Source organism: Photobacterium sp. SKA34 (genome assembly GCF_000153325.1).
Lineage (GTDB): Bacteria > Pseudomonadota > Gammaproteobacteria > Enterobacterales > Vibrionaceae > Photobacterium.
Genome location: NZ_CH724141.1, coordinates 1226607 through 1238402 on the forward strand (window position 1 = coordinate 1226607; position 11796 = coordinate 1238402).

Below are 11796 nucleotides of genomic sequence, written 5' to 3' on the forward strand. Positions count from 1 at the left end.
ACGTTCACAAATTCATAAGACACAGAATAACTGTCATCATAAATATAGCTATATGACGTATTGTAATAGCTATTAAAGCTAACCCCTCGACCATAAGAGCCATACCCGCTTCCACCGGGATAACGAACCTCTTTATCTTCAATATTTATCAATTTTGCGACAAAAAGGGTTTGCGTATTATGTTTTTTTATATACGCCTCAATATCGCTTTTAGACGGTAACTCGTTAGGAAAAACTTGCGAACTCGGGATTGCATTCACCCCATGAGTTTGTAATTGTTTGACCATATCATCTTCAAAGATCCGTCTTACACGTAAGTTGTCAGACATAGCTACAACCATTGTGCTTTTTATTGGAAATTTTGTATAAGATGTATCAACCCAAGATGAAGTTAAATTACTTGAAGCACATCCCGTAAAAATACTTAAAAATAAGAAAATAAATAAATAGCGCATAATACCATTCCTTAACTTATGTTCTAAAATTAAACATAGTGCAGGGATAGGATAAATCAATCATGAAAAGAATTTTATTTCCTAGCTTAATTGTACTTATTAGCTGTAGTGCTGATAAAGACACTGAAAGCGTAAAATCAATATCTAAAATTGACAATAACTCAGAACATATTGTTGTATTGAAGACGAAAGAAAAAAATAACAGTTCAATAACCTCGCCAATAAAAAAATTAGATTTCCAGCCAAGTCTTTCTAAGAATATTATTATTATTGAGAATTCATCGTCAACTGATGAAGAAAGAATTGAAGCAATAAATAATATTAAGGATTTCTCTGATAACAACAGTGATGCCTTATTTTATTTAGGTAACTTATATGAGAAAGGTCACTGGCTCGAAAAGTCTGAATCACAAGCTAGAGACTATTATAATCAAGCAGCTACAATTGATAGTCATATACTGTCTCATTATTCATTAGCACTTATGCTTATTGATGGCCGCGGTGGAAACGTGAATTTAGAAAAAGCGGAGCATCTTTTAAAAGTAAACCATGATAAAAGCCATGCTCCTTCTACCTATTCATTCGGATATCTCTACTTTATCAGTGATAATTTCGAAAAATGCATAGGCGTTTTTTCAGTAAAAGGTTTTAATGCTAATGAATACAGTAATTATCTTCTTGCTATCTCATTACTTCAGACGGATCAAGATATTCCAAGAGCTTTGGCTCTACTCAACACTTCAGCAGAAAAAGAGAATGGCTATTCACACCTTACATTAGGTAATATTTATCAATATGGACTTTATGGAAATGAAATAGATGTAAAGAAAAGTTACTTTCACTTAAGCAAAGCAGTAGAACAAAAAGTTATTAAAGCAAATTATGAATTATTAATTCTTACTCTTGAATATCCAGAATTAATTAACACTGATTCTAAAAACATTATTCAACAATTAGAAAATGAAGATAAAAATGGAAACCTAGATGCGAGCTTTCAACTCGCTAAAATTTATGATCAAGGTAGAATTTCAAAACAAGATTATAAAAAAGCATTATTTTGGTATCAAAAATCAGCTAAGAATGGAAATAATTTAGCAATGTATAATTTAGCAAGCATGTATGCTGATGGTGATGGTGCAGAAGAATCACTTGATAAAGCTGAGCATTGGTTAAAAGAGTCTGCTAAGTATGGCAACAAAAAAGCTATTGAGTTATTAGAAAACCTTCCTGAATAAATTCTATATTTACACTTTTATGTAAATCATCCCTTTTAAATAAAAAAATCTTGCTTGGCAATTCGCCAAGCAAGTGTTTCGTCAACATAACAAAATTTGTTTTATCTATAGTGTGAATCGTTTAATCATCAACTTGAACTGCAAATAGAAGTACTACACTCTCGCCCGTAGCAACAGAATTAGCATCAATAATAATGTCACCTTGATGACCTTCGCTAATGGTAATCGGTGTACCATTTGAAATTGATGGTAAAGAGCCAATTATTCTGTGCTTAGTGTACAGAGGTACTTCATCTTTAAACCTAACATTATGAGCATCTTTAATACCGATATTCGTAGACATTAAACGATAAATAATGCATTCGTTAGGTTGAACATCAAATGTATTGAGAGTAAATGCCCCCTCCTCTGTACCATCACAGTTACTATCAAGCGCTTGCTCTTTAATAATGTTCATTATGGTATCTGTCACGTAAGTCAAATCCACTATTGAAGCACTACCACACGCTGCTTGTGCTTCAATTGTTGTAGATACTTTTAAGCCTTCAGCGATACCACTATTAAGTTGCACCCGAGAGAAGAAGATATAGTCTGCTTGAGCTGCAAGCGAAGCAATTGGCGCAACGATTTGAACATCATTTTCATCCAGCTCCCCATTACTGTTTGTATCTTCAAATAGCATGACTGATGCAAGTCCAGATGGTGAATTTGATGCAGTTAAGCTAATGTCGGTTTTTTCTTCATAACTTAAATTGGTAATTCGATGTTTGTAAGTAATGTGACCGCCACTGAACATTCTACCTTCAGTGCCAGTATCTATGCTCAAGCAAGAACTTCCATCAAATGTTAAACCAACACGATCGTGTTTCATGTCTGTTGCACCAGATGTAGGCGATATTGCTTTAAAGAATACTGATAGTGGAGACGTCGCATCTTCAGGAACAGAGACTTCTGCAATTACATATGTACTTTTTTGAGGGCCTAGAACAGGGATACTTGTAATAACACTGCCATCAGCCCCATCTTTAAACGTTACTCCCCATCCATTAGGTAAAGAGCCAGCAACAAAGGTATTAGGATCTGCGCCAGTCACAGCGTCACTGAATGATAGAGTATAAGAATCTGCGACGTTTGAAGTATTTGTTACATATAAATCAAACTTCGCCACATTACCTGGAATGACCGAAACAGTTCTAACTGGTGAAGCTTCTGGGCCTTGACCCACACCACAGTTACTACTTGTATCTTCACATGCTGATGAAGGATTTTCAGCGTTCTTTAAAGGCTCATCATTTGTAATATCAACAGTATTGCCAACAATACTGCCGAGTTCATCTGTTACTAAATTAAATTTCGAGGTATCGCTTGAAGACGTGGCTTTCTTGACCACTTGGAAGTCACTGCCAGAGGTCACACTAGCAGGAAGAGTCGCAACAAGCACAACTTTAACACCACAAGCTTTTATACCGGTTTCAGAGGTTGAACCCTCTACTTGATAAGATTTACAAGTATCGTTTTTACCCGGAATTGGACCTGTATCAGGTTTATCATCATTATCTGTGTCTAATAAAGGCGTAACACCATCACTTTTATATAAAAAGAACGTTGTTCCTGCTGGGAATGTATTGCCAGATTCAATAGTGATGTTAAAAATATCTTCATCATTACCGTGATTCCAGATGAAGTTAGTAAAACTTACGCGCTCGCCCTGACTAGCAGAATCGACCCTAACGGTATCAATCGCACTATCATCTTGGGCATTACAATTGGCACCTGAACCATCACAACCACCAGCATTCGCAACAACTGAGTATTGCGCTAATACATCGTAAGGGACTTTATTTGTTTGCTCTTCAAGCATAGGATCAGAAGGTGATGCTGGATCCGACATATATTCGAGTGTTGCTTGATTGAAAAGTGTTTGAGCTAATATATTGCTATCAATAACAGCATCAAAATCAATTTTAGCTTTCTTAGCAGAAACTAAACCAATGATCTGAGCCTTAATTCCCTGACCACCACTGGTGTATTCGAAGAAACCAGCATAGCTTCCATGAACGGATAAATTTGACGTGCCATCATTAACAACAAACTCAATTTCAGTACCATCGATTGTCCAACGCACTTTATCATCAGCAAATGACATACCAGCAGGTAATACATCTTCAAGGATAATATTGTAATGGCTTGAAAGCGTCGGGTTAGCTTGTACCGCCGCTATATCAGAAGATACGGGCATGTCTGACACACCAATATTTTCATAAACAAGGCTTACAGTAAAGGGGGCGACGCTTGGAGAGTCACCCAAGTCCTCACTCATATTTTTGGTTGCATTAATGATAGGTAGTAATGAAACCGTGATAGTATCTTGATTTGTTGCTGTACTGCTTCCACCTGATACTACAGTAATACCGTCGACCACATTATTCTGACTTTCAGCTGTAATATCTACCGTGACAACATCACCATCTGAAGCTGAATTACTCATGTCAACTTCGAGAATAAAACTATAAACCTCATCCGGAGCCATCGCTTGAAGGACGGTATCTGTTGCTATCGGCGTTGAGCCTGCATCTTTAACACCGTCGTTATCTACATCTGGATAAATAAGAACACTTTCGATAATTGCTGATGAAGCAAAAGCATATGACAATTTGAACGTATCGGTATCATTACCAACATTCGTCAATAAATGATTAAATGTAACAACACCATCAGGAGCAACACGTTTACTTTGAGGATCAATTAGACTTACGCCTGATACAGATTGAACAATAGTTTCAACCATATTAGAGGTTGTGCTACGTTGAATATCAGCACTATCTATATAAGTCGCACCAGCTTGGTTTTTAATAACCACACCTGACTCTGTTAACGCAATAGCGTGAACACTCACTAGAGCTATACAGATAAAAATTATTTTTTGTATCAATCTATAGAAGACATTCATCGGATGCTCCTCCGCGCATTATTTACGCTTTATTATTTAGATGCACTGAAATCTAAACTAACAGGGTTATAGTTAGCACCTAATAAAATCAGTTGTGCACGACGATTAACTCTATTTACTTCTCGGTCTTTTGAAACAATAAATTGCTCTCGAGAACCACTGCTTAAAGTCACCATTCGTGAACGGTCAATTCCTTTTGAAAAGAAATAATCAGCAACAACTTTTGCTCGTTTTAAAGCCAGTTTGTCGTTGTATTTAGCCCCACCCATTGAGTCAGCAGAACCAATAACAGCGACCCTGTAACGAGGGTTATCGCTTAAAATTTTTGATGCTAAATCCAATTGAGATTGCTCAGACATTTGCAGATCGTGTTTGTCGAAATCGAAGTAAACAGCTACTGGCCACTGATCAGAAGGAATAATGGCAGGAGCTGGTGCCTCAATGACAGTAGTACCACATGCTAAGTCACCATAATCAGCATAAATAGCTCTATCACTGACACAGCCTTGAAGCATTACTAAAAGAATAGGTAAAGTTACCTTTGCAATAAATCTCATTCTTGACTCCCTACTATTATTCACTCAACCAATCAAACATATCGTCATCAAGTTTGAACATGAGGTTGAAATAGAAACCTTGTAGGTTATAGCCTTGTGGATCAAGGTCTTCATCATCAAAGCCAATGAAGTTATAACCTATACCTGTACGAATATTTTTATAAACAAGATAATTTAAACCTAAACCTGCTGAGTAACGGCGACTATCAAATCCATCTGTAGATAGTAACCCTGCGTGAAGATCAACATCCCAACGACGATTAATGTAGTAATTAACTCTTCCATCAATAATCGATGTAATAGAGTTATAATTATCGTCATATTCAATGAAGTCTTCCCATTTCACACCTAGGCGACCTGAAACAGTCCACTCTGGTGAAAATTTATAGTTATGGTGTGTAGAAAGAATGTGAGCATCACGCTGAATTTCTTGATGTTCTGTTTTCCATTCATAAGCACCAAGCATGTGATAACGATTTGTTAAACGTGGGCGATACGCAAGACCCATTGTGAAATGGTTTGACCAAGTATTTTCAGCCGACTCTTTATTAAGGTATCGATATTCATCTCGAATTAAACCACTCCAATCTTGACTCAAGCGAGTAACCCACGCCCCGGTTAGACCGTAATAATCTTCAGACTCACCGTGGCGATACTCAATACGTCCCGTTGTTTTATAGTTCGGGTTTCTAACATCAGCAACACCTAAAGAAACCGCCACGCCATCTTCTGCATCGCCTTTAAGTACTTCCACATATTCAATGGCTGGGTCGATACTGATTCCAGGTACAACTTCGAACTTACCGCGGTAGCCATTTGATAGCTCAAGGCTACGACCATCGGTTGCACCTCGTTGACGAAACTCACTAAAAGTACGACCGCCATTTAGCCAATCAATATCTATACCTGCTGTAAACATATTGGTTGTACCGCTACCTAGGTTGCTAATACCACTGAGAGAGTCAATATATTCATACTGGGTGTAAAGGTTGGCTTGTTTATGAATTTTCCAATCAGCTTTAACATTGACGCGACGTTTTTCATCGTGACCAAAACTTTGTTCGTATTCTGTATTAATACGCGCAGGTTTATCCATCAATGTGAAGCTACGACCTAAACCAACGATTGCCGTTGTGTAAGTTTCTGAATCCGTTTCTGTCGTATTCTTGATATAACGACTACCTAATCTTGTCGTCCATTTTGAACCAAGAATTGGCGTATCAATTGTTACACTAACAGTCTCTTGCTTATCTTTGGTTTCTAAAGACTCAGACAAATTACCTTCAATGTTTAAGTTCATTAAACCTGTTAGTTTTTGACGGTGACGTAAACGAATTTCTTGTCGACCACTTGAAACACTTGCAGAGGTGTTAGTAAATCCTTTTTCTGCTCTTGCGTATTCAAGTTCGGTAGTTGCTTTGGTATTCCAATCTCTTTTTAAAGATAAGCGAATCGCTGAACCTTTTTTCATTCTATCTGTAGAGACTGTGTTTTGATCATTTAAGGTATCGGCACTTTCAGCACCTTCGTGATCCATCATTGCATAAGACACTGCAAACTGAGTTTTGCTGTCAAAGTTATACTCTGCCCAAACACTACCGATCTTATAGCCTTCGATATCATTATCGTTAAATTCGTAACTAATACCTGTTCTAAAGTTCGGCGTGAATTGATAACCTAATCGAGCACCTGCAACATTATACTCTTCACCATTACCTTCAACATCATATGCAATTCGAACACGCATAGGATTTAATGCACTGTCATAAGTTGGAATTACACGATTGAAAGTAATATCCCCGCTAAAGTAATCAATGGTGTAATCGATATAACGAACAAGTTTGATTTCTTCTAATATGAGACCAGGGCTATTACGGTCATAAGTAAGTAATGAAACCGAGTCACTATGACGGACGATATCTGAAGTACCAATTTTATAGAACATGGCGGTACCATTACCGTCAATGAAATCAACTTTGTGAAGATCTTCAGGTTGTGCGCCATAGATTTGCGCCATGAACAAACCATCGTTATACATAGCACTTATACCGTTTAGCACCTGACTTGTGCGACCAAGATCGTAACGGTCTGCTCCATCTCCACTGTTGAAATCACCCCACATTAAGAAGTGGCGTTCTTTTTCTATTTTTGCAAACAGTTTGCTGCTACTACGAGCATCATAGCCCTTAATACTTGCATCACCTGCTAATGGGTAATAACTATCAGGAGCAATTTCACGTAGATACTCTTCGTCAGTTTTTTCTGAATCATAACTAAGTGTTAGGTGAAGACCACCAACAATATTACCTTTTAAGAAAATAGCACCACGTTCATCATGGGTGTAAGAATCATCTTTATATCCATCAGCTTGTTGCGTCGGCTCATGACCCGAGAAGTTTGAATAACGTGCTGTGTAATCAAGAATACCAGCAACCATTAACGGACGTTTTGCTGCTACTTGATAAACCTCAACGGTATCAGCTACGTCATCAAGAGCAGCTTGAATCGTTAATTTTCCTGTTTCTTCACCACTACGTAGGTATACAGTTTTTTGTCCGTTCGTAACACGAACTTGGTACCCTGTTTCAGTAGGCTGAATATCAGGTTCTAACCAACTAATTCGTTTATCAGAATTTAATGTAATAAAGTTAGTACCACGAGCAAGGTTTCCGTATTCATCATAAAGACTGATACTAATAGGAATAGATGAACGACCACCATCAGATTGAATAACACTGTCTTGAGCAACCACAGATATACGTTTAGCTGATTCTGGTTTTACTACTGTTTTAGAGGCTAAAACACGCTCATTACCAAAGTTATCATTAGCTTTAACTTCTACTAAATTTTCACCACTCTCTAATTCAATACCATACCAACCCATTATTTGAGAATTAGCTTTTTTGTTAAGAATCTGCTCACCGAGTTTATCGCTATCTACTTTATCGCCATTGATGTAAAGATGCGGTTCAACACCACCTCTCACTACTACAATAAAACGACCATCGTAGCTGTAATTATCTTTTGGCCAATACCATGTACCTACTTTACCTTCCTCATTTGTTATCTTCTCTGCAACTTTAAGTGGTAATGGTATTGAATCATCAATCTTATTATCGATATTATTTTTAGCCGTATTAGGAATAGATGAGTAGAAAACTTCCACAACTTCAGTCGATATACGATTTACTGCTAATGACTTTTTCAATTCCATAAGTTGATCAACTGATTGACTAAAACCAAAACGTAAATAAGCTATTTCTTGTGATTCATAAATATAGCCTTCTTCTTGTACAACTTTTGGTAATGCATCAAATGCTTTTTGTACTGTTACAAGAGCGCCTTTTCGGTATTCCAAAGAATAACCAGAGGTATCGCTTTGAGAAGGACTCGATAAATCATTCATACCAACATTGCTTGGACCAGAAACAATACCCGAAGAAGAAGTGTTATTTTTAATTGAATTAGAGGATGGTGTATTCATACCGCGGAAGTTATCAACAGTATCTAATAGCCAATCACCATTAATATTCTTATTTCTTCCTCTTAATTCTTCAAATACTTCAAGTTGGTTATCTTTCGGACAAGGCGCTGCAAAGTCTGCTCTGTGCATTTCACCACGAAGGACATCAGCAAATCGTGAATCACCCGCTCCCGCATTCCTCGTATCAAGAGGCATTAAAGTGATGCCTTTCGGCAATGTTTGACGATCAACTTTTACTACATGATTGCCAGGCTTAACACCAAATAATGAATATTGACCATTTTCATCAGTTATTACGTAATCACCGGTTTCAAGATAAATTTTAACGCCACCAATCGGCCATTCTTGATTCGCTCTTAAGGTATTACATTTAGCATCAACATAAACTTTACCAAAAATGATACCCCTAGCAGACATAACGCCAGTTTGAGAGATTTTCACCTTAAATTTTGCGATATTTGAAGTGATAGGTTCAGTCGGTTTGCCCAATAATGATCCCTGAGCGTAAACTGAGTTAACTCCATCAGAGTCCATGGCACCCGCAGTCAACTGAAGAATATAGGTTAGTGTGTAAACACCTTTCGTCTCTGCATCATTTTTCGCTTGAAGCTTGCCAATAGTGAAAGTTAGAACATTTTGATCGCTTCTTACAGGATCTGTAATTTTGATTTCATTTAAACGAGCGCTACCTTTTATATATTTAAAGCCATAAGGTAAAGCATCATAAATTACCGAATTATAGAGTGTAGATGCATCAAGATTATTTCGTAATGTCACCGTATATTTAACAAAACTACCTATTTCTGCGGTATCTTTATCAGCCTCTTTCTGAACGGTGAGTCTTTTGTCTAAATTGGCAGGATCAATAGGCACATCGAATACAAGGTTTGTACCATTAGTATCTATTAATTTATGACTAAATAAACCTGCATTCGCTTTGTCACTATGACCAAATGGGCCATAAGACTGCTCTTTTACATTGTAAGTAAAGAATAATGACGGTTCTTTATATGATGACGGCCAAACATGAGTGTCTGGTGTTTTTACTGATATATAATAATTTTCAGATGACGGCGATAACTTAGGGAAAATGATTTTACCGTCTTCACCGGAAATAATGGTGTTAGTCGGCTTTAATCCATCAACATTTGGAACTCGATTTTTTGCATTAGGCGCATTGCCATCAACAGTTTGATAAAAATTAACTTCAACACCAGATATACCTTCTAAATTAGTAGCATCAAAAATGGTCATTTGAGGGCTAACAAAAGCTGTATCCGCAAATATGAAATTGCCGTTTTTATCATATAGCGCCAGAATTAATTTATCATTAGGATGTGCCTCAATCTTACATTCATTAGCCGTATTCCCATTTAACCCGTGGCCGGTAAGATTCAATTTATTATTGATATTAGTTAGGAATTCTTTTTCAGTATGTTCGTTTTCCAACCAACTATTTAGCCAACCGCTTGTGTGCGCTTCTGCACAATGATCTATATGAGCACGTGTGTAATCATCACTATGCATCATTGCCGTAACTGGAATTGCAGATCTAAATAAACCAGTGTTAGGGCCTGTTTCTACAAATAACCATTTTAGTGGGCGAGAGTCAGATGAAGAGGTTAGTTCTACCTTGAAATTACTGCTTGCTGGGCCTATGACGTCTCGTTTCAGAGGATCTTCGTTGGCTTGAGGGTAAAATATAGACGCATACTTACCATCAGCAAAAGGACTGAAATCAAACTCAGATGATTCAAAACTTTCTTTTAAAAGATAGTAATCAGTATTTGGAAACAAATCAGAGTTATTGATACTAACGAAAGTCTTATTACCACTACGAACACTGTCTTTAATACTTTGAGTTAATTCTTCAAAGTGAATATTTGATTTTCCATCTGAATCTAATTGGTAAGAAGATAAACCAGATAACGTATTGCAACGCTGATTACTTTGTATTGTACTTCCACCATCCGCATCTAAATTCAGGCTAGCTTGATTATAAATTTTGAATGGTTTTGCACCTGTAATATTGTTCACTTTAAGTGAATAAGTAAAGAATCCACTTTCGTTATTTTCCATATTTGATGCTGATACTAGAAAACCAATCTTGTGGACTAATCCATTACCATCCCATGAACCGTAATCATACCAATCTAAATCATAATCGCTTTTGCTTGATGTAACTGATTTTAATAAACCAACAACTACAATACCACCAGAAAATACAGAGTTATCAAGGATCGCAGTTTTAGGTAAGAAATTTGGAGTACCAGAAGATGGCTTATTATACGATTTATCGGTAACTAAACTGACATTACTTGGAATTTCTAACGTAGTTAATACGCCTGAATGATAAAATTCATCATAACCACCATTCCCATTTCCAGCAAAAATACGATATGGTTTTTCTGAATTTTCAGGTGGAAAAACACCAACATTTATATATTTAACTTTGTAATCAATAATATTATTAGATCCTACTGGCTTGTCACATTGAGTAGCCGAATCTAAAGAAAGATTAATTTGAGCCTTATTTGAAATAACAATTTTAGTAATATTGCCGTCTTTTTTAGTAGGATCACTTTTTGATGTAGCAACTGTTTCAATATTAAAGAAATCATCAAATTGAGCAAGACTTGGAATTTGAACATTATAAACAAGGTAAATTTGTTCACCAGGTACCATCTCAGGAGTAATGTAATTTCCATTTTCATCTTTAGGTAATTCAGTTTCTCCAGAATCTAATAAGCCATTTTTATTTACATCAAAATATAATTTAATGATATCACTATTATGGCTAGATAAATCACCTGAATCTCCAGATTGATTAAACAGTTCTACATTATATTTATCATCAACATTACCTATATTCTCGACAATTAGAGGGACACTTAAATAAGAATTAGGAGCAACATTAATTTGTTTTTCTTCATCGGGATATAAATCAACACCACGCGATGGTAGAACTTTTAAAGCAATAATATTAGATAGAATAGTAACGACCCTTCCCGTTTCACTATCTATATATTGCATCTCTGCTTTATTAAAAATCCTAGTACCAGCCGGTGTTAATGAATAGACAGCTGTACTCATAAAAATCAAACTATAGATAAAT

The 11796-nt window shown here is 36.4% G+C and carries 5 protein-coding genes; 1 reads left to right on the forward strand and 4 read right to left on the reverse strand.

All coding sequences use genetic code 11. The features are described from left to right. Nucleotides 1-455, reverse strand: a 455-nt coding sequence (locus tag SKA34_RS23305) for a hypothetical protein (protein WP_006644766.1), incomplete at its 3' end; no start/stop codon positions are given. 62 nt (nucleotides 456-517) lie between these two features. On the opposite strand from SKA34_RS23305, the gene SKA34_RS06860 reads away from it, so the two are divergent. Then, nucleotides 518-1690: an SEL1-like repeat protein gene (locus SKA34_RS06860; protein WP_006644767.1), complete on the forward strand. Its 1173-nt coding sequence runs from the start codon at nucleotides 518-520 to the stop codon at nucleotides 1688-1690. Between the two features lie 121 nt (nucleotides 1691-1811). Here SKA34_RS06860 and SKA34_RS06865 read toward each other — a convergent pair whose 3' ends face one another. From SKA34_RS06865 to SKA34_RS06875, 3 genes are read right to left on the reverse strand one after another with little or no spacing between them, the layout of a single operon-like run. Then, nucleotides 1812-4640 (reverse strand): hypothetical protein, encoded by a 2829-nt coding sequence (locus SKA34_RS06865; RefSeq protein ID WP_006644768.1) that lies wholly within the window; start codon nucleotides 4638-4640, stop codon nucleotides 1812-1814. 32 nt (nucleotides 4641-4672) lie between these two features. Further along, nucleotides 4673-5197 carry an OmpA family protein gene (locus tag SKA34_RS06870; protein WP_006644769.1) on the reverse strand — a complete coding sequence of 175 codons (525 nt, stop codon included), beginning with the start codon at nucleotides 5195-5197 and terminating at the stop codon, nucleotides 4673-4675. A gap of 16 nt (nucleotides 5198-5213) precedes the next feature. Further along, nucleotides 5214-11774 (reverse strand): DUF11 domain-containing protein, encoded by a 6561-nt coding sequence (locus tag SKA34_RS06875; RefSeq protein WP_232284237.1) that lies wholly within the window; start codon nucleotides 11772-11774, stop codon nucleotides 5214-5216. Between the last annotated feature and the right edge of the window lie 22 nt (nucleotides 11775-11796).